Raw genomic sequence first — 22,987 nt, 5'->3', positions numbered from 1 at the left:
ATAGTCAAATGTTTATTCTCTACACTAGAGTTTAACTCGAATGATAAGTTAAGCTTGATCTATTGAAGCTTCAATATGTATCGTTTTGATGGCTGATACAACTCCTACCTCGAATATTTTTCGTCCGAGCTGATTTTGACTGAACAGTATTTGAGGTCTTCATACCAGTCTTTACTTGCTCATTAAACCAGCTTTGACGTCTAACATGGACGAGAGCAAGCAAATAAAACTGGTCTTTCTTCATAAACACCTGCACTGCTTATATACACTTTAACATTCAAAATAACGATATCTATTTGCTAAACATTAGATTATTTGATGATACTTTTATTTGATAAATTATTCGAACTATTAAAAGTAAAAACGCTTACTCAATGAAAGAATAAGCTCTAAAAGTTTTGATCATACGATTTGATTAGGAATATCTTTATTACTCTTCACAATTAAGGCCTACTTATTTTACTATTGCAAACTTCCGACCTGTGAGCATATCCTCAGGGTCCAATGCATTTGGGTTATAAGATGAATTCTTCGTTACTTCATAAATAATAATATCTTTAATATCTTGTTTAAATGGGTTTTTTAGCTTTAGTGAATCTTTGTCATTAAAAAAATCAAATTTTTCATAAACTGCAATAAAATGTTTATTTTCAAGATATTCGTTACAACTTAGTGCTAATTTTAAAGCCTCCATCAGTAGATGTTTAAGTGCTCTATTTTCCCCTCGGCATGCAGCAAATAGCGCCATTGTAGTATGTTTACTTTCAAGCTTAGGTGGCTCATCAAATGGCATTTGCTTCACTAGGCCCATTAAATATTGACGAAAGTACTTGCTGTCGTTCTTTAAGCTAAAGTATTCAAGTTTTCTTTTTCTAACTAAGCGAGAAGCCCATTGTGGTTCTTCAGCTATTTTTGCAGCCCAAGGCATACCAACCAGTACTATTGGCACTTTGGCTTCTTCACTAATAAACTTTAACCCATTTGCGATTTGTTGTCGTTCTTGTACACTTTTAAACTCTATTAACTCCTGAAACTCGTTAATGATGAGTAATTCAACCTGAGCTTTAATTAAGCTTTCTACAAGCTTTTTAGTAAGCTCTGTTTTGTAGCCTCGCTTTTTCATTTGGCTACTTCCGAATAGCTCCAGATCTGCCAGCATTTGGATTAAAGTTGCATCTAAGCCTTTACCTCTAGATATACGACTTATTAGGACTGGCATAGTGTTTCGACTATAATTCTGAGTAGCTAGAACTCTTTTTTTGTAGTGATTAATAGTGTGGCTTTTTCCAACTCCTGTATCACCAATTAAAAGCATACCTTGCTGATCTGATTGGAATTTACGGTTTAATCTTAATTCATCAAAGTCATTAAAAATTGCTTTAATTTGTGGGTGCATAACGATGCAATCGCTAAAGTTACGTAACTGTTCTATCTGTATTTCTGTTAAGGCATTCATTCAAATGCCTCTAAGTCATCATCCCAATCATCGAAAGCATCGTTACTAATATTTTTGTGCACAGGAGCTGCACTTTCTTCAGAGACCTTAATGGTACCCTTTCCTGTATTACTTACATCAGCTATTTGAGCCTGCTTTTTAACGGCCGTTATCTTAGCTTTAGTTTTTGATGCAATAAAAACCTCTTGCTCTTGTTTTACTCGCTCATGTATAGCCATGCGAGCTTTAGCCAAACCCAAACTATTTTTAGATTCCCTAATGGTTTCTCTGTTAACTTTTTTTATTGTTTTATGCTCATAAATACTTAACCCATCCGTATAACCGGTAGGGTCTGTACACGGTACTTCTAGGTAGCTTTCCAGTTCTTCTAAGTAAACATAAATTTTTGAAATATCATCAGGGTCGACTTTAATCAGTTTTTTTAAAGTTTCTTTTGTTTGGGGATAATGTTTTCGATAATCAGCTAAAGCAGTCGAGTCATACATTAGCTCTTGATATTTTATACCATTTCTAGTTAACGTTCTTGAGTCTGAGATGCGCATTAGCATAGTAAAACGCGCCTCATCCTCTTCATTCATAGTTAAAGGAGGATAAACATCAAATCCTTGTTGCCATCGCTTAATTGGGATACGAGTTTCACGTGAGTTACTATCTTGGTGGTATACGTCTACAATCCAGCGGTGAAATTCTTCAACAAAAGTTGAGAAACGCATAATTGCATCTTTCTCAGGTTTGTATTCTTCTTTTTCTAATATATTTGAAAATGTTTTACCTGGAACTTCCGGCAAGAAATATTGGTTCATCACACCAAAAAAACGCTCTATAAATGGTTTGAGCCAGGGCTTGCGTACGGGGTTATATTGAATATTTATTCCTGCAGACTGACAAGCATGCTCTAAGTTTTTTGACCAAAACTCAGCACCATTATCTACTACTAAATTTTCAAATTTACCAAAGCAAGGCCAATCATTTTGTAGTTGTATATTCAGAGCATCAAGTGACTTTGGCTTAATCGCATGAGCAATAGCCTTAGCCGCAGATACATACGAAGGAGATTTATAACTAAGATGAAAACCAAGAACGCAACCACTAAATACATCAATAAGTAATGTTAGGTAAGGCCTTCCTATAGGGATAAGTAACTCATCATCAAGTAGAATTAAATCAAGTGGGGTATGATCAATCTCTACACGCTCTAATATTCTTGTAGGGGGTACATGAGCAGCACAGTAAGCAAACCATTGATCTGCTTTAAATTTACCATGTCTTGCCACAGCGACAGCATATGGGGGTATTGCTTTGATTCTTTTATTAAAAGCTGTGTAAGATATAATTGGAATCTTACCTTCAACAATACTCTCATTTTCAATAACAATAAGGTCTTTATAGTACTGGTAGGCAGTTGCTATGGTAGGCCTTTTAGCATCTAAAAAACGCTCTAATGCTTTATCAAAAAAACTCTCATCGCCTTCTATGCGTTTGTTTCGGTTACCCATTTTATGGTTCTTAACCACAAGAGAAGCTAGGTCACCATTACTTTCGATGTATTTTTTACGCCAACGAGCAACAGTCCGCCAATTTGGCCGAGCTTGCTCATCTTCTTTAAAAATCTCATCTAAAATAGGATCTAAATTTCGCTGGGTCCACCCAGCTGACAGCTTTTTATCTATAGAGATAATTAGTTTATACCTTTGTAGCGCTTCGTTTTTTAAAGTATTTGAAAAGGTATCCAAATCACGCTTGATTAAGTTAGCGTCATCTAATTTGACATATCGTGTAGGTGTTTGCGGTTTGAGTGGCGCTAACGATTCATTAAATTCATCGAAAAAATCTGTCATGGTGTAACCCATAATGTTGGGTTATTACTTAGATCATCATCCTCTAAATCTGCTTTCAACAAACCTTTATGAAGCAATGCATATAAAAAAGACCGTGCTTCACCAATTGACAAATTAAATTGAGATTTTACATCAACTAAGTTTATTGCTCCTGATTTATTAATAAAATTAAGCATTTCACTCTGAATATTTTTAATACCGTAAACACCCGAGTATCGATGCAATAGCTTAAAGTTATTCAAAGCAAGTCCTTTTGTAATCTGGTTTTCAGTTACTAAAATCAACTGAACGCCCATTTTTAGACAAGCGGCTCTTTTTGCAGAGAACCTTTCTCTAAATAAAGGCTCAGCTGTTTCTGTTTCATACTTATACTCATGATATTTTACACATTTATCTTTGTATACGACTACCGTGTCAGGGGTATAAGGCAAGCTTTTACCCATGAACTCATACTTAAAACCCTCTGGTTGACTACCATAGCTTTCGATTAAATCGTTATATTCATTATGAAAACAAGCATTAAACTCTAATGTACTTTCACACATAATTACATTGCCAACTTTAGTGCTAGCAAATTTGAATACATTCTTATTAGGGGAAGGTTTTCTTAAGTTACGTATATACATGCGCTAAACCAGTATTTTTATTATCATCGTATACATAATATACAAATAAAAAATGGTTATGTCACACTATGCTTAAATAAAAATATAAGTCCATGATAGTAAATAAATTTATTTCCCCTGCATTTTCTTAAGTAAGTTTTATGTCAAAGTATGGTTTAATTATGTCACAGTATGCTTGTATTATGTCAAAGTATGCTTGTATTATGTCAAAGTATGGTTTCAGCGACATAAGTTCTAGGGATATAACGCCGATTTGTTTTGATGCTTAAATCATTGCCGCCTTTACATAGACATCAAAACGGTTCTTTTTGGTTTTGATCTGCATACTTGGGGTTTTTTCGTTTAAGAATGGCGCGTAATCGGGGCGCTTTACAACGACACGCTTACTGGCAAGTGGATAGGCAAAATTAAGTAGGTCGTCAGCGTCGTTGTCTGCACCAACAAGCTCTTGGAATACGCGCATTTCTTTTTTAACTAATGCTGATTTTTCGCGATGCGGGAACATGGGATCTAAATAAACAACATCAGGCATGCTTTCGCATTGAGAGAGCAAAGTATGGCTTGAGCCAAATATTAGGCTCATGTTTTCTTTCATCCACAAACCAATTTCAATATCGCTATAGGCTCGCTTTAAACCATCGTATAAAAGTGCAGCTACAACCGGGTGACGTTCATGTAATATAACTTTGCACCCTAGCGAGGCAAGTACAAAACCATCTCGCCCTAAACCAGCGGTAGCATCAAGTACAACAGGCGTTGCGCCTTTATTTAAACCCACCGCTTTGGCAATTGCTTGCCCTTTACCACCGCCAAACTTACGCCTATGGGCGGCAGCACCGGTAACAAAATCAACGTTAATTGCACCTAGTTTAGGCTCGTCTGTTTTAAATAGACTTAACCCTTTATCATCGTAATGTAAGCTAAAGCCACTGCAATTTTGCGCCCATTGGGCTAAACCAAAGCGTGTTTCTAATTCATTTAAATAAGGGCGTAACTCTTTAAAAGCACACTGAATAACCACAATAAACTCCGACGATAAAATACGTCTGTAGTATATCAACCGCTTTACTTTAAAGCACTAAAATAGCTCTATATCACTATGATGATTCGTATTGACCTTTGCGGCTTCCGCTTTAGTACGTAAATTGGATATAAGTTCATTGCGGCTTTCGGCAACTTGTTTAAGCTGATATTTGATAAAGGCTAAATCACTATTAGCCGATACAAATAACTGCATTGTTTGATCCAATTGAGATATATATAAAGTGAGATCCGCAGGATTTGCTTGTGTTTGTTGTAGCTTAATAGCGCAGTCAAGTTCATGTAGCTGCTCTATAAACTCTTTAGTACTTTTGTTTTGCTCTACATTTTGAGTAGTTAACTGCTTAACAATATCTTGAAGGGCTGTACTTATTTGAGCTGCCTGCTCATAACTGCTTTCGCTTCTTTCCATGGTAACAACCTTCTCGTTGGTTACTTCTAATATATGCGGGAACAGATCTTTGTAGCGCCCATACAAAGCATCGTTATCAACTGGCATATTTTTTATCAAAAGGGACACTTTGGGATAATTAATGATAGTGCTGCTACTAATATCAACAAATCGTTGAGCATTTCGATGTTGCTCAAGCAGCTCTTGCTCTAACGGGCAAACACCACTTTGCTGGCTGTAAAAAATACCTTTTCCTTGATACCAAAACACAACCACAACATCTAAATTTAAAGGAGCAAAAAAGGTCAAAAAGTATTCACTCAACGATTGAAAATTATTAGCGTGATAACTTTGTCCAACGTAGCGCATTATACGCCCCATATCACCTGACTCTGTCATTGCCATTTCAGCTGTTTTATTCGCTTTTACTATATCCAATTTTAGTTTTGCGCATTTTTGCCTATATTCGTAAAGTACCTTTATTCGCGCTATTAACTCTTCTGCATTAAAAGGTTTTGTAATGTAATCAGATGCGCCGACGCTATAACCTTTTACCCGATCGCTTAGCTCTATTTTAGATGAGAGAAACATAACGGGAATATCCTGAGTATTTTGACTCTGCTTTATAGTTTTACATACGTCATAACCTGACATACCTGGCATTTCAATATCGAGTAAAATAATATCTGGGTTGTATTTATTGGTTAGCCTTAATCCTTCATCGCCATCTTTTGCATGAATTATTTTACAAAACCCTGCTAAAGACTCTTCAATTATATGATGAACATACTTGTCGTCATCAATTGCCAATACCAACTTTGCCATGCCTTAGTCCATTTTATTAGGTGTGCTAAAAGCATAGTACGGTAGGATGAAATTACTAAAAATTATTAGATAATAATTTTAAAATAATAAAAAAGCGCCATATAGGCGCTTTAATTTGGTTTGTGCTAAATATTAATTTTTAAACAGCAATACCGCTATGGCGTAGTAACGCGTCGACATTTGGCTCACGACCACGGAACTTTTTAAATAATTCCATTGGCTCTTCGCTACCGCCTTTTTCTAAAATATTTTGCATGAAGGCTTGCCCTGTTTCAGCGTTAAAAATACCTTCTTCTTCAAATTTAGAAAATGCATCAGCAGAAAGTACTTCAGCCCACTTATACGAGTAGTAACCTGCACTATAACCACCGGCAAAAATATGGCTAAAACCATTTTGAAAACGGTTAAACTCAGGCGGTTTAACGATTGATGTGCGGCTACGTACATCGTTTAGTACTGCTTGAATTTGGCATTGCTCACCCACTTTGTAATCGTTATGGATTTTAAAATCGAATAACGAAAACTCAATTTGACGTAGCATTTGTACGCCTGAGTTATAGTTTTTAGCCGCTAGTAATTTATCAAGTAGCTCTTTAGGTAACGGCTCACCCGTTTCATAATGACCTGAAATAAAGCTCAGGGCCTCTTCGTCATAACACCAATTTTCTAAAAACTGACTAGGAAGCTCTACCGCATCCCACGCTACACCATTAATGCCAGCCACTGGCGCGGCATCAACTTGTGTAAGCATGTGGTGAATACCATGACCAAACTCATGAAATAAAGTAGTTACTTCGTCATGAGTAAACAGCGCAGGTTTATCGCCAACCGCCTTATTAAAGTTACACACTAAATAAGCCACTGGAGTTTGTAGTTCGCCGTTAGCGCGTACTTTACGACCCATACAGTCATCCATCCACGCGCCGCCACGTTTGTGGTCGCGTGCATATAAATCGAGATAAAAACGTCCGCGTAGAGTATTGCTACTATCTACAATTTCAAAAAAGCGTACATCTTTGTGATAAGTATCAAAGTCAGTAACTTCTTTTACGCTAATGCCAAATAAGCGATTAACGGTTTCGAATAAGCCGCTAAGCACTTTATTTGCTGGGAAGTAAGGACGTAGTACTTCGTCTGAAATTGCATACTTTTCTTGCTTAAGCTTTTCGCTGTAGTAACCAAAATCCCATGCTTCTAATTCAGAAATACCGTGTTTTTGCTCAGCATAGGCTTTTAGCTCGGCCACTTCTTGCTCTGCTTGTGGTTTTGATTTAGCTGCTAGGTCTTCTAAAAATGAGAATACTTGTTCTGGTGTTTCGGCCATTTTAGTCGCGAGTGACTTTTCAGCGTAGCTGTTAAACCCTAGTAACTGTGCAAGTTCATGGCGAAGCGCAAGCTCCTCGCTCATAATATCAGAGTTATCAAACTCACCGGCGTTAGGGCCTTGATCTGATGCGCGCGTAGAAAACGCGGTGTAAGTTTCTTTGCGTAATTCGCGGTTATCTGCGTAAGCCATTATTGGTAAATACGACGGGAAATCGAGTGTAAATAACCAGCCATCTAATTCTTTACTTTTTGCGGTATCAGCTGCAAGTGCTAAAGCAGATTCTGGCAAGCCAGCTAAGTCGCTCTCATCAGTAATATGTTTGTGCCAAGCAAGTGTGGCATCCATTACGTTGTTGCCAAATTTTGAGGCAAGTTCTGATAAACGCGCGCTAATTTCGCCGTAGCGTTTTTGCTGCTCTGCCGCCAGAGCAATACCCGATAATTTAAAATCGCGTAGCGCATTAGTAATTGTTTTTTGTTGTGCTGTAGTCAGCGTTTTAAATTCGTCACTGTTATAAAGCGTATTATACGCGTTGTATAAACCTTGGTGCTGACCTACAAATGTTGAATATTCAGATATTAACGGTAAGCACTGCTCGTAAGCTTCACGTAATTCGTCGTTATTCATTACTGAATTTAAATGCGATACAGGGGAGAACATGCGCGATAATTTATCGTCAGCTTCTTCAAGGGGTAATACTAAGTCATCCCACGTATACGAGCCTTTAGCTAACACGTCATCAATGGCTTTACGACAAAGCTCGATACCGTCTTTTAGTGCTGGTACTACGTACTCAGGCTTTATTTTTGAAAATGGTGGTAAGCCTTCAAGGCCAATTAATGGGTTGCTCATAAATACTCTCTTTGCGTTAATGCATTACGTTTTAAATTGGGTCTAAAAGTAAAAAAACAACTCAGCCGCTTTTAAGTTGTTTAATTTTAATATGGTTGCTCCAGAGCAAAACACAAATAACCCATTAATGAGTCGGCCACTTTATAACGTTCTAACACCGTATCAACTAAATTATTGCTACATACTTGTTTTTGAGTAAGCGAGCTAATGGCTATAAAGTCTTTTCGCTTGAGCTCATCTATTAAGGGATGCTCTTTTTCAAAACCTCTTGGCGGGCGTTTTAGCGATTCTCCTGACATTTCAAATATAGATTTAAATTGCTCATCATAAATTGCTTTTTTATAGCTATTTGGGTTTTCATCTATGCAGGTTCTAATTGCGTTAAGCGCCTTTGATTCTGGTCGCCAAATACCAGCACCTATAAAACATTCGTCATTTGCTAAGTGAAAATAAAAACCCGGGGCGTGTACGTTTTTTCCCATAAAATGGCGAAACTGAATCCCTACATTAATTTTATATGGGGTTTTATCTTTACTAAAACGCGCATCCTTATGGATTCTCATTAAACTACCGCCCACTTTTTTATCTGATGCGACAAAATGGCTAGAAACCTCAGTAAGTGGCGCTTGCATTTGCCTAATGAAATCTAAAGCAGGCTCTCTTACGTATTCCTCATACTGTGATTTATGGTCGTTAAACCAGTCTCTATTATTGTTTTGATCAAGCTGAGCAAGAAATTCGAATGTTTTTTTACTAAACATAGGTCACCTAAACACTCTTTATTTTTAAAACTTAATGTTATGCTAATGCGCATAAAACTCAACGCCTAAGGACATAAAATGACACAACACTTTGATTATATTGCAATCGGTGGTGGCAGTGGTGGTATTGCCTCTGCAAATAGAGCGGCAATGCGTGGCGCTAAAGTAGCACTTATAGAAGCAAAACACATGGGCGGCACGTGTGTAAACGTAGGCTGCGTACCTAAAAAAGTAATGTGGCACGGTGCTCAGGTTGCTGAAGCAATTAATTTATATGCCCCAGATTACGGCTTTAATGTTGAAGTAAAAGGCTTTGATTGGAGCAAACTAGTAGAAAGCCGTGAAGCCTACATAGGCCGAATTCATAAAGGTTATGACAGTGGCCTTGCTAGCAATGGCGTTACTGTAATTAAAGGCTTTGCTAAATTTGTAGATAATAAAACAGTTGAAGTAAACGGCGAGCACTACACAGCCGACCATATATTAATTGCAGTAGGCGGCCGCCCAAGCATTCCGCATATTGAAGGTGCTGAACACGGTATCGATTCAAATGGCTTTTTTGAACTAAAAGAGCAACCTAAACGCGTTGCAGTAATAGGCGCAGGCTACATAGCCGTTGAGCTTGCTGGTGTATTACATGGTTTAGGTACTGAGACACATTTATTTGTACGTAAGCATGCCCCACTTCGTAGTTTTGACCCATATATTGTAGATACGCTTGTTGAAGTAATGGCTGCTGAAGGCCCTACTCTTCATACAGAATCTGTACCTCATAAATTAGTTAAAGAAGATGATGGCTCTGTAACGCTACATTTAGATAATGGCAAAACTCATAACGTTGACCAAGTAATTTGGGCCATTGGCCGCCAGCCAACAACAGATGCAATTAATGTAGCTGCTGCCGGCGTAGAAGTTAACAGCGATGGTTTTGTAAAAGTTGATGAGTATCAAAATACCACAGCTAAAAATGTATACGCGGTTGGCGATATCATCGAAAATGGTATTGAACTTACACCGGTAGCAGTAAAAGCAGGCCGTACTTTATCTGAGCGTTTATTTAATAAAGAACTACCAGATGATTTAAAAATGGATTACAGCTTAGTTCCTACTGTTGTATTTAGTCATCCACCTATTGGTACTATTGGTTTAACTGAGCAAGAAGCTATTTCTCAGTACGGCGAAGAAAACGTTAAAATTTACCAATCTGGTTTTACGGCTATGTACACAGCGGTAACTAAACATCGCCAGCCTTGTAAAATGAAACTTGTATGTGCCGGCCCTGACGAAAAAGTAGTTGGCCTACATGGTATTGGTTTTGCGGTTGATGAAATGATTCAAGGTTTTGCCGTTGCCATGAAAATGGGCGCTACTAAAGCTGATTTTGATGCCGTTGTTGCGATTCACCCTACAGGCTCGGAAGAATTTGTAACGATGCGCTAGGCGCTAAACTCTAAGTTCTCAATTATAAAAAGCCCTTGCTAAGTAAATAGTAAGGGCTTTTTAATGCTTGTTATATTTTGCACAACAAACCACTTAAAACGTCACATTAAAAACATCCATTCAACATTAAATAAATATCTAAGCTATTATTTTAACAGTAAAAATATTAGACCGATAAAAATATTAAAAGTTTAAATTTTGTTTTGGCTTTAAGGCATTTTTACAATTAGAATCTCGCGCATTTATAGTTTCTCATGGTTTTTTATGTTTTTACTACGGTCATTTATTTACTTACTGTGTCTAGCGGGCGTTGCTCATTTAATTCAACTTGAAGGGTTTGAATTAAAACAGTATGCACTTTACAGTGAAGAAACTCTTACTGAACATATGCAAGATGTTTTAACTTTTTTAAGCTGTATTTTGTTTTTCTATGCTTCACGAATTAACTTTCAACTCAAAATACCGGCAGTATTACTTGCTGCGTTATCGGCAATGATGTTTGTAAGAGAGTTTGATACCTACCTCGACTTATACTTTTTTGATGGCGCTTGGCAAAGTATCGTCTATTCAATTTTAGCTGGTGTGTTTGTTTATTTAATAACAAAGAGAGGAAGTATTTTTAACTCTTTAAAAGCCTATAGCCTCACTCCTAGTTATGGAATTTGCTTATCAGGCATGGTTACTTTACTCGCATTTTCGCGAATGATGGGCAAAGGCGCATTTTGGCATTCAGTAATGGGCGATGACTACGTACGTGCAGTAAAAAACATTGTTGAAGAGGGTATAGAAACGCTTGGCTATACTCTAATCTTTATTTCAGCCATTGAGCTTGTACTCATATGCCGAAAAAGAATGGCTAAAGATCACAAACATTGCACTGATGAAGTAACTCAATAACGTTTCTCCATTTTTATTGGTTACTTTTTTTGCACTAAATTTGCTAATTGGTTTAATAAATCAATATACTGAGCCTGTTTTTATCAACTCGCGTTTAATTGGATATTATGACTAAAGATATATTGCTGCATCCGTTTCTTCTTTCAATTGTAATGATCACAATTGCATTTGTACTAAAAGTACTTGTTGATAAGCTGGCTAAAAATCGCGCAGAAAAAAAAGAAAAAGATATTCGTTACATCGCACACAATATTAAGCATTTTATTAATTTTGTAATGATGATATCGCTGCTGTTTGTGTGGTCTACCGAAATTCAAAACTTTGCACTTTCTATTGCTGCTTTTGCTGTGGCGATTGTGCTTGCAACGCGTGAGTTTATTCAGTGTGTAATAGGCTTTTTTTACCTCGTAACAACCCGCCCGTTTAGAGTCGGTGATTGGATACAAGTTGGTGATTATTTTGGTGAAGTAGCTGAAACGGATTGGATAAAAACAACCATGCATGAAATTGATATACATACTTATCAATTTTCTAGAAAAACCATATACATACCTAATAATAAGCTGATTACCAGCTCTATTAAAAACTTAAACTTTGTAAAACGCTTTGTTACACATCATTTTATTATTGTCCGAAGAGAGAGCTTTAATCCGTACCCTATTCACGACACATTAACTGAGCAAGCTAAGCTGTATTGCGAAGAGTTTCAAGAAGTAGCAAGCCGTTATAATTCGATGATTGAGCGCAAACTTGATGCAAAAATATCTGGCCCGGAGCCAGTAATTCACTTTGGTACAACTGATTTAGGTGAATTTAAAGCAAGCTTTACCTTGTTTTGTCCTACAGAAAAAGCGCTTGAGATAGAGCATAAATTAACAGAGTGCTTTTTTGCATTATGGTATAAAGAGGCTGAAAAAAATAAAGAGGATGAAGGAGGGGCATAAACCCCGCCTTCATTAAAACAAAAAGCGCGAACTTACTTCGCGCTCATATTGTTTATGCTGTACCGCCCACTGTTAACTGATCTATTTTTAAGCTTGGTTGGCCTACGCCTACGGGTACGCTTTGACCATCTTTACCACAAACACCAACACCTTTATCAAGTGCTAAGTCGTTACCAACCATCGATATTTGCTGCATTACTTCTGGGCCATTACCAATAAGCGTTGCGCCTTTAATTGGTTGGGTAATTTTACCATTTTCGATTAAATACGCTTCTGATGCGCTAAATACAAACTTACCTGAGGTTATATCAACTTGTCCGCCGCCAAAGTTAGGCGCGAATACCCCTTTTTTAACTGAGCTGATAATATCGGCTTGGCTGCTCTCTCCGCCTAACATGTATGTGTTAGTCATGCGAGGCATTGGTAAATGTGCATACGACTCACGGCGTGCGTTACCGGTAGGGCTTACACCCATTAAACGCGCGTTTAGCTTATCTTGCATATAGCCTTTTAAAATACCGTTTTCGATGAGTACGTTGTAAGCGGCTGGTGTGCCTTCATCATCCACATTAAGTGACCCACGGCGATCGACCATGGTGCCATCATCAACAACAGTACACAGCTCAGATGCTACTTTTTGGCCCACTTTACCACTAAACGCAGACGCGCCTTTGCGGTTAAAGTCGCCTTCAAGTCCATGCCCTACTGCTTCGTGTAAAAGCACGCCAGGCCAACCATTACCAAGTACAACTTCCATCGTGCCTGCAGGTGCATCAATAGCTTCAAGATTTACTTTAGCTTGGCGTACAGCTTCTTCAGCAAATTCCATCCAACGTGGTTTACCATCAACAAGTTCTTTAAAGTAACCATAATCTAAACGTGCACCACCACCTGCGCCACCGCGTTCACGGCGACCATTTTTTTCAAGCAGCACTGAGCAGTTTAAACGAATAAGCGGGCGAATATCGGTGGCAAACGTACCGTCACTTGCTGCGATTAATACTTCTTCGTATACCGCCGACATTGAACTAATTACTTGCTCTGCATCGGGTGCTAGTTCACGAATATAGTTTTCAAGTTCGCGTAATAAACTCACCTTGTCGGTATCGCTCATACTCGAAATTGGCTGATGCGGTGCAAACTGCTCTTTAGCTTTAACATCACTAAATACTTTAATCGCTCTATCTTCGCCAGCATCTGCGATGCTACGAGCCGCTGTAGCCGCTTTATTAAGTGCTTCAAGATTTATTGCATCAGAGTAAGAAAAACCTGTTTTTTCGCCGCTTACAGCACGTACCCCAACGCCACGTTCAACGTTATAAGAGCCTTCTTTAACTAAGCCGTCTTCAAGCACCCAAGATTCGTGGTGGCTTGATTGAAAATATAAATCGGCGTAATCCACTTTATGCTGATGTATGTAAGCGAGCGTTTTTTCGAGCTCTTCTCTATTTAACTGGCTGTCTTGTAGTAAATGCTGTTCAACCGAATTCATAATAAATGCTCTCTAAATCGTTGATGAGACTGCACGGGCATATCTCGTCTAATTTTTTGTAACTGGTCTAAATCTGCGTTGCAGCTTATAAAACCGGTGCCTGTTGGCAATTCACTCAGGATACTTCCCCAAGGTGAAATAATAATACTGTGGCCATATGTTTGTCGGCCATTTTCATGTGTACCATACTGAGCTGCTGCAACTACATAACATTGCGTTTCTATTGCGCGAGCTGCTAATAATGGCTGCCAATGCGCTTGTCCTGTGACGACTGTAAATGCACTTGGTACTAAAATAATATCGGCGCCTTGGCGTACTAGTTCATTGAATAAGCCACTAAAGCGCAGATCATAACATACTGTTAAGCCTATTTTACCAAAGGGAGAATCAACAACAACCACATCGCTACCTGCTTGGGTAAAATCTGACTCTCGATAGCTACCTGTTTGATCATCTACGTTTACATCAAATAAATGTATTTTGTTATACGTTGCAACCAGCTCGCCTTGATTATTATATAAGTGCGATGCTGCATAATATTTATGTTCGTTAAATGGCTCAGGCATTGTCCCTGCATTTAACCAAATATTATGGTGTTGGCACAATTCACTAAGTTGTAGTTTGTATCGCTCAACTTGCTTAGCAACACGTAACGTATCGTTACCACTTTTACTAAACACTAAAAAAGCCTCAGGCAAACAAACAAGTAATGGTCTTGTTGCTGGAAGTGTTTTAAGTGCACGCTTTAAGCTTGCTATGTTGTCATCAGGGTTTAGCCCTGAACACATTTGCAGGGCAACTATTGTGGGAGTGCTTAGTATTTCAGTTTTATTCATTGCGTTACTATTGCTTGTGCATCTTTAAGTTTTAAATCGACTGATGCTTGTGGCTGATTTTGCGCAGCTTGAGGAAGCGTAACTTCACGACTTTTTCTGTCGAGTTCTTGAACAATGGGATCGTTCATTTTACCCGTTACTTTAAAGTTGATCTCTGAGATGACGCGCGCAGAATGAATAACTTTATCAATTGCTAAGGCAGCAAGCCCTGTTACTGGGTTTACCATCCATGCAACTATAACCGGAATACTCGAGGTTACCTGCGGCGCTACAGCAAGATCATAATCTATATCAAGCGTGTTTAAATTTGCATAACCTTTAATGGTTAAATCGGCGGGTACGCCGTCCATTTTGGTATCTTTAGTGTAAGCAATACCATTTTCTAACTGCATAGTGCCTTGCATGCTGTTATAAAAAAAGCCCTTTGAAAATACATCTCTAAAATCAAGTTTCAGCTTGCGTACTAATGAATCAAGGCTCAGTAACGAAAATACGCGTGCCCCGCCATCGCTAACTTCAGTTAAGTGACCTTCTCCTAAATCCCAAGCTATCTCGCCACTTAAACTTTTCACATCAAAATCATAAGGTGCTGCTTGCCAAGTAAGATCATAATTTAGATCGGCTTTTGAGTCTTTAATCGCGGAGGTTATATCAAACTCACCAAACAGTGCGCCTATGTCATCACTTTTAAGCTCGCCACTTAGCGTTGTTAATCCATTTTGCCACTGCCCTTTAGTGCGCAGTACATGATCGCCTTTATCGACTACAAGTTCTGATATTGATAAACGCTCTCCATCACCTAATAATGACGCACTCACTTTATCAAGTTGGTAGCGGTCAATTTTGCAATCACTACATTCAAACTCAATGGCAGGTATTTTAGTAAGCCAGCTCAAGTCTTTCTCAGGAAGTACATCTGTTATTTCAAGTACTTGCTCATTGTGCGGTGCAAAATTAAGCCTTAAGTAATCGGCATTAATTCGTATGGGCTGGCTAGGCTGTGATGTAGGGATAAAAACCCCAGCTCTAAGTTCTTTAGCATTTAGCTTTAGGTATAAATCGTCTTTTGATGGTGCTAAACGCATTTCAAAATCATTAAAAATGATGTTACTCGCATCAAGCATACCTATATTTGCGACCACCTCATTAAGCGGTGGCATAATCCCTTTTGATTCTTGATCTGGGTTTGCTTTACCAGCTTTAATTATTTGATCAATCAGATCAAACCAAGGCACTAATTCACTCTGTTCTAGATTTATATTTACGCTTAAGTCTTTTTGGTTTAATCCTAAATCTTGTTTTCCGAGCACAAAATGGACATTACTAAACTGTGATTTTCCATTTTCTAAAATAGCATTAAAGTAAAACTGTTGATTAGCGTTTGCGGTAATGAGATTAGAAATATCATCACCTTGTACTACTGCATCAAGCGCCCACACTTGTTCACTATTTTTATTATAAGGTGCAGGTAGATTACTTGTTAGACCAAGTAGCTCCGAAGTAACTTGGGCGCGGTAATTAAAACCTTGTTCTTCAAAATTAAGTACTAAGCCAATATCAACATCACTTTGCCCGCTTAAATAATTTTTCAATATGCCTTGTCCACTATCTATTAGTGTATCGGCATCAATTTTGGCGTTTATATCTATGTTTGCTTGGTAATTTTTTGCATCACTTTTACTGCTGTAATCAATAGTTAGCGGCATGCCCAGCCACTTCGCAGTCGCATTTTTAAGTGTGATATTGTCGTTTTTAAAATTAAGCTCGCCAGTTAAGTTTTTAAGCTCAATCCCTGGCGTTGCTATAAATACTGGCAAGTCATTTAAATTAACCTTGCCGCTAACACTGGCTCCGCCTTTAAACTTTGAGCCTACTAAAAGCTCAATACTGGCATCGGCTTCGCCTTTGCCCTGCACAACTTTAAAAATTTCAGCAAGAGGTTTGGTAATAGGTGTCGCTGCAAAAAAGTCATGTAACTTTTCCATTTGTGCTTTTTTATCAATTTGCACAATAAGTTCATCAGCATGCATTAAATCTGCAATGCTTACCTGTACACTATTACCAATATCTAAATTAACCAACTTACCTTGCTGGCTATATATATCCATACGCTCATTTTCAAAACGAAGCTGTACATTGGCATTAGTGACCAAAGGCCAATCAGGATCAAACTCATAGGTTGCGTTGTCTATTTGCGCTAATACATTAAACTGACCGCTGCCATCGGTGAATGGAAAACCAGATAAAGGTCCTGCAAATAAGACTTGTGCTTTAGATACTTCTCCGCCTTTAATTGCACCATTTAAATAGCTAACGAGCTCAGGGCTCATAGCTTTTAATGGGAAGTAATGACCTGCAATGTTGGCATCTGGGGCGAACGCTTCAGCGTAAAGATCTAATCGAGGATCATCTGTTAGACTAATTTGTAATTCTGCAGCAAGAGTAACTTCATTATTATCAAACCATATATTGTCACTACTTATATGCCAGCCATCATCTCGCTTAGCTAAATCTAGCTCTACATTTAGCTGATTATAATTTATGTCGTTACTAAAGCTTTCGCCTGTAACTAATGTGCCATTTTCGCCAAATAAATTTATTCGACCACTACTTTGATTAAGTAAACCATTTACTCTAAGTCCTTGTGCTGCAGGTACCGACCTTAATTCTTGCCAACCAATATTGTCAGCCTCAAACCATAATTGCCATTGCTGCGCATTAGAAAAATTTAAATAAGCGTGATCTATTTGCCCGCTAGGTTGGCGCTCTAAAAATGGTTCAAGTGCATCAAAATTACTTAGCCCTGCTAGGTTACTAAGTAATTCAAAATCAACTTGATGGAGCCACACTTCATTTTTCGCCCCTAGTTGAGCTTCAAACTCTAAACTTGGCCATGCTTTATCGTTACTATTAAATGTTAAACCGGTGCTTTTTAAGTGCCAGCTATTTTGCTCGGGATATAGATGGAATCCACCTTCACTCAAGCTAACTTGTTGGCTTTGCTCTTCTCGCTGCCAACGCACAAAGCTTGGTAGCCACTGCATTTTTATATCGCTTACAAAACCTTTATCTAGTTTTAGCCACGCTTGTAAATTAATATCGCTATGCAGTTGTTGCTTTTGCGTATTTATATATTGCGCTAACCAGTTAGATACATCGACCTTATTAGCCTGCACATAAATGTCGCCCGCAACTTGCTCTAGGGTATCGCCAGTAAGTGCTATTCGCGCATCAAAATCACCGACCGAAATACCCGGCAATGCTAAGCTCCCACTACCAAGATGCTGCTCATCTTCATTTTGCCAAACAATATTTTTGAGGAGTAACTTACGCTCTTTACCGTCTTCTAGAACAAAGTTAATACTGGAATTTTCTATTGCAAAATGACCCGTTTTACCCAAAAACAGTTCTTCAATTAGCTCTTTTTGCTCAAAAGAGACTTCGTCGTTGTCACCGGTTTTAAATAAGTTGGTGATATTTACACTGGTATGAAAACCATTAATAACAAAATAATTAGATCTAAGTTGCAGTGCTTTTAAGCTTTCCCATAAGTTTAGCTCTAAGCTGGTTTTAGCAATGGTGAGTGATATTGGTGCAGTTTCGTTATCTTTAAACGATAAATTCTCTAGTACTAATGCAGGACCACTGCCCTGCCAACTTGCTGATATTTCGCCAATAGATAAGCTTATTTCAAACTTTTCGTGTAAATAGCTTTCTATATTACCTTTGTATTCGTTTGCATACGGGAGGGTATATTTTAAAATTGAAACAATAACGGCCAGTAATACCAAAATTATGGCGCAAGTCTGCCATAACTTCCTAAAACAAAAAAAACAGACCGCTTTAGCTTTCATTACATCATTACCACATCAAACTGTTCTTGGCTGTATAAGCTCTCTGTTTGAATATTGACTTGCTTACCAATAAATAGTTCAAGCTCGGCAAGGTTATGGTACTCGTCGTTTAGTAAGGCTTCACTTACAGCAGGCGCTGCGTACACCATAAACTTATCGGCAGCGTATGCTCGGTTAACACGCACTATTTCACGTAGTATTTCGTAGCAAACCGTTTCAACTGTTTTTTGCGAACCACGACCAGAACACGCAGGACATACATCACATAAAATATGCTCTAAGCTTTCGCGTGTACGTTTACGCGTCATTTCAACAAGCCCAAGTGCTGAAAGCCCATTGATATTTGTTTTAGTGCGATCTTTTGCAAGTGCTGATTCAAGTGAATGTAATACTCGGCGCTTATGATCCTCACTTACCATATCGATAAAGTCGATAATGATAATACCGCCTAAATTACGCAGCCTAAGCTGGCGAGCAATTGCAGAGGTTGCTTCTACGTTGGTATTAAAAATCGTTTCTTCTAAATTACGATGTCCTACAAATGCACCAGTATTAACATCAACAGTCGTCATCGCTTCTGTTTGATCAATAATTATATAACCACCGGATTTTAGCGTAACTTTACGATGTAGTGCTTTTTGAATTTCGTTTTCAACGTCAAACAAATCAAATATAGGTCGCTCACCTGGATAGTATTCGAGTACTTGAGACAGTTGTGGAACAAACTCTTCAGTAAATAACTTTAGCTCTTCATGAGTAAGTTTAGAGTCAACGCGAATGCGTTCCATATCTTCGCCCACGTAATCACGTAGGGTTCTAAAGGCAAGCGTTAAATCTTCGTGAAGGATGCTGGCTTTACTGGTTTTTTTGCGACGAGCTGTAATTTTTTCCCACAGTTTTCTTAAAAAACCGGCATCGTGTCGTAATTCTGCTTCGCTAGCGCCTTCGGCTGCTGTACGTACAATAAAGCTGCCATTTTCGTCGCCATATTCTGCGACTATTTTTTTAAGGCGTGAGCGCTCTTCTTCAGTTTCAATACGCTGACTAACCCCTACATGGGTCGCATCTGGCATAAACACTAAATAGCGAGAAGGAATAGTTATATCAGTGGTGAGTCTTGCGCCTTTAGTGCCTAGCGGATCTTTTACCACTTGCACCATAATGTATTGGCCTTGACGAACTAACTCTCTAATATCTTGTACTTTTTTTATTGGTACGTCGTCTACGCCTTCAACAATAGAGGCACTATTTACAATATCGGATGCATGCAAAAATGCCGCTTTTTCAAGGCCGATATCAACAAAAGCAGCCTGCATACCCGGAAGTACACGGCTTATTTTTCCTAGGTAAATATTGCCTACAATACCTAGATTACCAATTCGCTCTAGCTGTATTTCTTGCAGTACACCGTTTTCTATTAGGGCAACACGGCTTTCGCTCGGTGTGACATTGATCAGTAATTCTGTACTCATGTTACCTTCTTAAGAATGTTTTTAATAATTGTTCGGTTTCATATAAAGGTAAGCCTACAACAGAAAAATAGCTACCCGCAATGTGAGTTACAAAGCGACCACCTAAACCTTGGATACCGTAGCCACCGGCTTTATCTTGTGGCTCATTAGAATCCCAGTAGGTATTTATTTCTTCATCAGTTAAAGTTTTAAAGGTGACATCTGTGCTTACAACACAGCTAAGCACATCATTTTGCGTCGCAAATGCAACTGCGGTAAGTACTTGATGTGTGTTACCTGATAAACGTTTTAATGTGTGTATAAAATCGTTTTTATCACGAGGTTTACCCAGTGATTCATTATCGATAACAACCACGGTATCACTACCAAGTACAGGGCGATCGGTATATCCAAGCTCTACACCGCTTTGGGCTTTCAAGCGAGCTAAACGCTCAACAAGTGCTCTAGGTTGCTCGTTTGGAAGTGGGCTTTCATCTGCATCAACACTAAATTGTGTAAATTCGACACCTAATTGGCTTAATAGCTCTTTACGACGGGGAGAGGCTGATGCCAAATATACTGCGGTAGTCATTACCTGATCCTAAAATGTCTGCGATATTTACGAAGTAGTAAAAACACCCAAAACCAACTAACCATTCCGGTTGCTACTGGCCATAAATACTGTGGATTAAAGTAAACCCCTAACAAAAAGTGATTTAGCCAAAACTGCATTAAATGATACAGCGTTAAAAACAAACCAATTAATAAGCTCTGTTGCCAAAGCGAAAAGTTACGAATTTTTTGAAAGTTGCTCGCGGTTACAAATATACATATTGAAAATGTAAGCGAGTTCACACCTAGCGGTGAACCAGATGCTAAATCTATTAATAAACCAACAACCCAAGCAGTACCAATATTTAAACGATGCGGTACTGCCAACGACCAATACATAAGTACAAGTAAAACCCAGTCAGGTCTAAATGGTTCAAACGAAAAAGGGAGCGGCATTAATGCCATTATTAAAGCAAAAAAGATGCTTAGCGCAATTAACAATGAATAACGGTTAATCATCGCTGATTTGCTCCTGTTGATTACGCCATAAAATAACCAGCAAACGAATGCGATCTAATTGCGCAATAGGTTCTGCAAAAACTTGTGCAAACGGGCGGCCTTCATCACGGTTTATTTCGGTTACTACAGCCACCGGGTATCCCTCTGGGAATGTGCCACCTAATCCTGATGTAACAAGTACATCGCCAATTCGCACATCTAAGCTGTGCGGAACGTGAGAGAGCTTAACTACGTTAATTTTACCTATGCCCTCAACAACCGTTCGTACATCGTTACGCAGTATACGCACAGGTGTGGCATGTGTAGTGTCGGTCATGAGTAATACGCGTGAAGTTGTTGAACCAACCTTTGTGAGCTGCCCTACTACACCCATCTCATCAATGACGGCTTGGCTTTCACTAAGTCCATCGGTGGTACCTCGATTTATAACAACTTGATGACTATACGGGTTTGAATGCACAGAAAGTACTTGAGCAATAATTTTACGATTTGATTGCTTTGCAGATGAGCCTAATAAGGCGCGTAGTTTTTGGTTTTCTCTGGCTAGAAATTGATACTGCTGAAGTTGCTCGCTTTGTAGCATTTGCTTTTTTTTCAGCGCTTCGTTTTCAGTAAGAAGTTGCTCCCGCGTATGCAGGCTTTTAGCACTTAAGCTAAATAATTCGTAGGGTAAATTGGCAACATAAATTAGTGGGCTAACTAAGGTATTGAGGCTGGTACGAACAACGGTACCACCTTGCGTATATCTGTCTCCAACAATGAGTACGATACTCAAAAGCACTGCGACAAAAAGTCGCAGTTGCAAAGAGACTGTGCGTCCAAACATTAATTTCATTAGTCGTAACTAAAAACGTCACCACCATGAACATCGATCATTTCAAGTGCTTTACCACCACCACGTGCAACACATGTAAGTGGATCATCAGCAACAACAACCGGAATACCCGTTTCTTCCATTAATAAACGGTCTAAATCTTTTAACAATGCGCCACCGCCAGTAAGTACCATACCGTGCGCAGAAATATCTGATGCCAGCTCTGGTGGTGATTGCTCAAGCGCAACCATTACTGCACTCACAATACCCATTAATGGCTCTTGTAGAGCTTCTAGGATTTCGTGTGAGTTAAGTGTGAATGAACGCGGAACACCTTCTGCAAGGTTACGACCGCGCACTTCAATTTCGATTGGCTCATCAGTTTTAAACGCAGAGCCAATTTGATGCTTAATATTTTCAGCTGTCGCTTCACCAATTAAGCTACCAAAGTTACGGCGTACATAATTAATGATAGCTTCGTCAAACTTATCACCACCAATACGAACAGATGATGAGTAAACAACGCCGTTAAGTGAAATAATAGCAACTTCAGTTGTACCACCACCAATATCAACAACCATAGAACCTGTTGCTTCTGATACTGGTAAGCCTGCGCCAATAGCTGCTGCCATTGGTTCTTCAATTAAGTAAACTTCACGAGCACCTGCACCCATTGCAGATTCACGTATTGCACGTTTTTCTACTTGAGTAGCACCACACGGTACACAAATTAGTACACGCGGACTTGGACGCATAAAGTTATTGTTATGCACTTGTTTAATGAAGTGTTGTAACATTTTTTCTGTTACAAAAAAGTCAGCTATAACACCGTCTTTCATTGGACGAATCGCTTTTATATTACCCGGTGTACGACCTAACATAAGCTTTGCTTCTGTACCTACAGATGCAACACTTTTAGGTCCACCAGCACGCTCTTGGCGGATAGCAACAACAGAAGGTTCATTTAATACAATGCCTTCGTCTTTTACATAAATTAGGGTATTGGCTGTACCCAAGTCGATCGATAGATCGTTAGAAAAAATACCACGGAGTTTTTTAAACATGAGGCTG

18 protein-coding genes are annotated in these 22,987 nt (G+C 38.7%); 3 read left to right on the top strand and 15 right to left on the bottom strand.

Annotated features, from left to right (window positions below; all coding sequences use genetic code 11):
* Positions 1-454: 454 nt before the first annotated feature.
* From CXF64_RS19755 to CXF64_RS19725, 7 genes are all read right to left on the bottom strand, one after another.
* Positions 455-1,456 carry a TniB family NTP-binding protein gene (locus tag CXF64_RS19755; protein WP_010554087.1) on the bottom strand — a complete coding sequence of 334 codons (1,002 nt, stop codon included), beginning with the start codon at positions 1,454-1,456 and terminating at the stop codon, positions 455-457.
* Positions 1,453-3,294 carry a Mu transposase C-terminal domain-containing protein gene (locus tag CXF64_RS19750; RefSeq protein WP_101217869.1) on the bottom strand — a complete coding sequence of 614 codons (1,842 nt, stop codon included), beginning with the start codon at positions 3,292-3,294 and terminating at the stop codon, positions 1,453-1,455. Before CXF64_RS19750 ends, CXF64_RS19755 begins: the two co-directional genes overlap by 4 nt.
* Positions 3,291-3,920 carry a TnsA endonuclease N-terminal domain-containing protein gene (locus CXF64_RS19745; RefSeq protein ID WP_024607401.1) on the bottom strand — a complete coding sequence of 210 codons (630 nt, stop codon included), beginning with the start codon at positions 3,918-3,920 and terminating at the stop codon, positions 3,291-3,293. The genes CXF64_RS19750 and CXF64_RS19745 overlap by 4 nt, the downstream gene beginning before the upstream one ends.
* Positions 3,921-4,185: 265 nt before the next feature.
* Positions 4,186-4,941, bottom strand: coding sequence for a class I SAM-dependent methyltransferase (locus CXF64_RS19740; RefSeq protein WP_101217868.1), 756 nt, complete (start codon positions 4,939-4,941; stop codon positions 4,186-4,188).
* Between the two features lie 57 nt (positions 4,942-4,998).
* Positions 4,999-6,177 (bottom strand): response regulator transcription factor, encoded by a 1,179-nt coding sequence (locus tag CXF64_RS19735; protein WP_101217867.1) that lies wholly within the window; start codon positions 6,175-6,177, stop codon positions 4,999-5,001.
* Between the two features lie 139 nt (positions 6,178-6,316).
* Positions 6,317-8,356 carry an oligopeptidase A gene (gene prlC, locus CXF64_RS19730; protein ID WP_024589849.1) on the bottom strand — a complete coding sequence of 680 codons (2,040 nt, stop codon included), beginning with the start codon at positions 8,354-8,356 and terminating at the stop codon, positions 6,317-6,319.
* An 86-nt stretch (positions 8,357-8,442) separates the two neighbouring features.
* Complete coding sequence (locus CXF64_RS19725) at positions 8,443-9,117, bottom strand: DUF2461 domain-containing protein (RefSeq protein WP_101217866.1); 675 nt, start codon at positions 9,115-9,117, stop codon at positions 8,443-8,445.
* 78 nt (positions 9,118-9,195) lie between these two features.
* On the opposite strand from CXF64_RS19725, the gene gorA reads away from it, so the two are divergent.
* From gorA to CXF64_RS19710, 3 genes are all read left to right on the top strand, one after another.
* Positions 9,196-10,557 carry a glutathione-disulfide reductase gene (gene gorA, locus CXF64_RS19720; protein WP_101217865.1) on the top strand — a complete coding sequence of 454 codons (1,362 nt, stop codon included), beginning with the start codon at positions 9,196-9,198 and terminating at the stop codon, positions 10,555-10,557.
* A gap of 264 nt (positions 10,558-10,821) precedes the next feature.
* Positions 10,822-11,454 carry a hypothetical protein gene (locus CXF64_RS19715; protein ID WP_101217864.1) on the top strand — a complete coding sequence of 211 codons (633 nt, stop codon included), beginning with the start codon at positions 10,822-10,824 and terminating at the stop codon, positions 11,452-11,454.
* Positions 11,455-11,561: 107 nt separating this feature from the next.
* Positions 11,562-12,398 carry a mechanosensitive ion channel family protein gene (locus CXF64_RS19710; protein ID WP_007586353.1) on the top strand — a complete coding sequence of 279 codons (837 nt, stop codon included), beginning with the start codon at positions 11,562-11,564 and terminating at the stop codon, positions 12,396-12,398.
* A 52-nt stretch (positions 12,399-12,450) separates the two neighbouring features.
* Here CXF64_RS19710 and tldD read toward each other — a convergent pair whose 3' ends face one another.
* Genes tldD through CXF64_RS19670 form a run of 8 tightly spaced genes read right to left on the bottom strand, consistent with a single transcriptional unit; the run spans position 12,451 to position 22,980 of the window.
* Positions 12,451-13,890 (bottom strand): metalloprotease TldD, encoded by a 1,440-nt coding sequence (gene tldD / locus CXF64_RS19705; RefSeq protein WP_101217863.1) that lies wholly within the window; start codon positions 13,888-13,890, stop codon positions 12,451-12,453.
* Positions 13,887-14,726: a carbon-nitrogen hydrolase family protein gene (locus CXF64_RS19700; RefSeq protein WP_010553764.1), complete on the bottom strand. Its 840-nt coding sequence runs from the start codon at positions 14,724-14,726 to the stop codon at positions 13,887-13,889. The genes tldD and CXF64_RS19700 overlap by 4 nt, the downstream gene beginning before the upstream one ends.
* Positions 14,723-18,580, bottom strand: a complete 3,858-nt coding sequence (locus tag CXF64_RS19695) for a YhdP family protein (protein ID WP_101217862.1) — start codon at positions 18,578-18,580, stop codon at positions 14,723-14,725. The genes CXF64_RS19700 and CXF64_RS19695 overlap by 4 nt, the downstream gene beginning before the upstream one ends.
* Positions 18,580-20,052 (bottom strand): ribonuclease G, encoded by a 1,473-nt coding sequence (gene rng, locus CXF64_RS19690; RefSeq protein ID WP_007586345.1) that lies wholly within the window; start codon positions 20,050-20,052, stop codon positions 18,580-18,582. The genes CXF64_RS19695 and rng overlap by 1 nt, the downstream gene beginning before the upstream one ends.
* Before the next feature lies 1 nt (position 20,053).
* Positions 20,054-20,623 carry a Maf family protein gene (locus CXF64_RS19685; RefSeq protein ID WP_007586343.1) on the bottom strand — a complete coding sequence of 190 codons (570 nt, stop codon included), beginning with the start codon at positions 20,621-20,623 and terminating at the stop codon, positions 20,054-20,056.
* Entirely contained in the window at positions 20,623-21,102 is a 480-nt protein-coding gene (gene mreD / locus CXF64_RS19680; protein ID WP_007586341.1) for a rod shape-determining protein MreD, read from the bottom strand. Before mreD ends, CXF64_RS19685 begins: the two co-directional genes overlap by 1 nt.
* On the bottom strand, positions 21,095-21,937 hold the full coding sequence (gene mreC / locus CXF64_RS19675; protein ID WP_010553767.1) for a rod shape-determining protein MreC: 843 nt from the start codon (positions 21,935-21,937) through the stop codon (positions 21,095-21,097). Before mreC ends, mreD begins: the two co-directional genes overlap by 8 nt.
* Positions 21,937-22,980: a rod shape-determining protein gene (locus tag CXF64_RS19670; RefSeq protein WP_007586338.1), complete on the bottom strand. Its 1,044-nt coding sequence runs from the start codon at positions 22,978-22,980 to the stop codon at positions 21,937-21,939. Before CXF64_RS19670 ends, mreC begins: the two co-directional genes overlap by 1 nt.
* Positions 22,981-22,987: the final 7 nt, after the last annotated feature.

It is taken from the genome of Pseudoalteromonas sp. GutCa3, assembly GCF_002836155.1.
In the GTDB taxonomy this organism is placed as follows: Bacteria; Pseudomonadota; Gammaproteobacteria; order Enterobacterales; family Alteromonadaceae; genus Pseudoalteromonas; species Pseudoalteromonas arctica.
This window is presented reverse-complemented; position numbering and strand designations above follow the sequence as displayed.

Bases quoted from the DNA above. Each gene is read 5' to 3' on its own strand.
- CXF64_RS19755 (WP_010554087.1), bottom strand. From the start codon at position 1,456: ATGAATGCCTTAACAGAAATACAGATAGAACAGTTACGTAACTTTAGC.
- CXF64_RS19750 (WP_101217869.1), bottom strand. From the start codon at position 3,294: ATGACAGATTTTTTCGATGAATTTAATGAATCGTTAGCGCCACTCAAA.
- CXF64_RS19745 (WP_024607401.1), bottom strand. From the start codon at position 3,920: ATGTATATACGTAACTTAAGAAAACCTTCCCCTAATAAGAATGTATTC.
- CXF64_RS19735 (WP_101217867.1), bottom strand. From the start codon at position 6,177: ATGGCAAAGTTGGTATTGGCAATTGATGACGACAAGTATGTTCATCAT.
- prlC (WP_024589849.1), bottom strand. From the start codon at position 8,356: ATGAGCAACCCATTAATTGGCCTTGAAGGCTTACCACCATTTTCAAAA.
- CXF64_RS19725 (WP_101217866.1), bottom strand. From the start codon at position 9,117: ATGTTTAGTAAAAAAACATTCGAATTTCTTGCTCAGCTTGATCAAAAC.
- gorA (WP_101217865.1), top strand. From the start codon at position 9,196: ATGACACAACACTTTGATTATATTGCAATCGGTGGTGGCAGTGGTGGT.
- CXF64_RS19715 (WP_101217864.1), top strand. From the start codon at position 10,822: ATGTTTTTACTACGGTCATTTATTTACTTACTGTGTCTAGCGGGCGTT.
- CXF64_RS19710 (WP_007586353.1), top strand. From the start codon at position 11,562: ATGACTAAAGATATATTGCTGCATCCGTTTCTTCTTTCAATTGTAATG.
- tldD (WP_101217863.1), bottom strand. From the start codon at position 13,890: ATGAATTCGGTTGAACAGCATTTACTACAAGACAGCCAGTTAAATAGA.
- CXF64_RS19700 (WP_010553764.1), bottom strand. From the start codon at position 14,726: ATGAATAAAACTGAAATACTAAGCACTCCCACAATAGTTGCCCTGCAA.
- CXF64_RS19695 (WP_101217862.1), bottom strand. From the start codon at position 18,580: ATGAAAGCTAAAGCGGTCTGTTTTTTTTGTTTTAGGAAGTTATGGCAG.
- rng (WP_007586345.1), bottom strand. From the start codon at position 20,052: ATGAGTACAGAATTACTGATCAATGTCACACCGAGCGAAAGCCGTGTT.
- CXF64_RS19685 (WP_007586343.1), bottom strand. From the start codon at position 20,623: ATGACTACCGCAGTATATTTGGCATCAGCCTCTCCCCGTCGTAAAGAG.
- mreD (WP_007586341.1), bottom strand. From the start codon at position 21,102: ATGATTAACCGTTATTCATTGTTAATTGCGCTAAGCATCTTTTTTGCT.
- mreC (WP_010553767.1), bottom strand. From the start codon at position 21,937: ATGAAATTAATGTTTGGACGCACAGTCTCTTTGCAACTGCGACTTTTT.
- CXF64_RS19670 (WP_007586338.1), bottom strand. From the start codon at position 22,980: ATGTTTAAAAAACTCCGTGGTATTTTTTCTAACGATCTATCGATCGAC.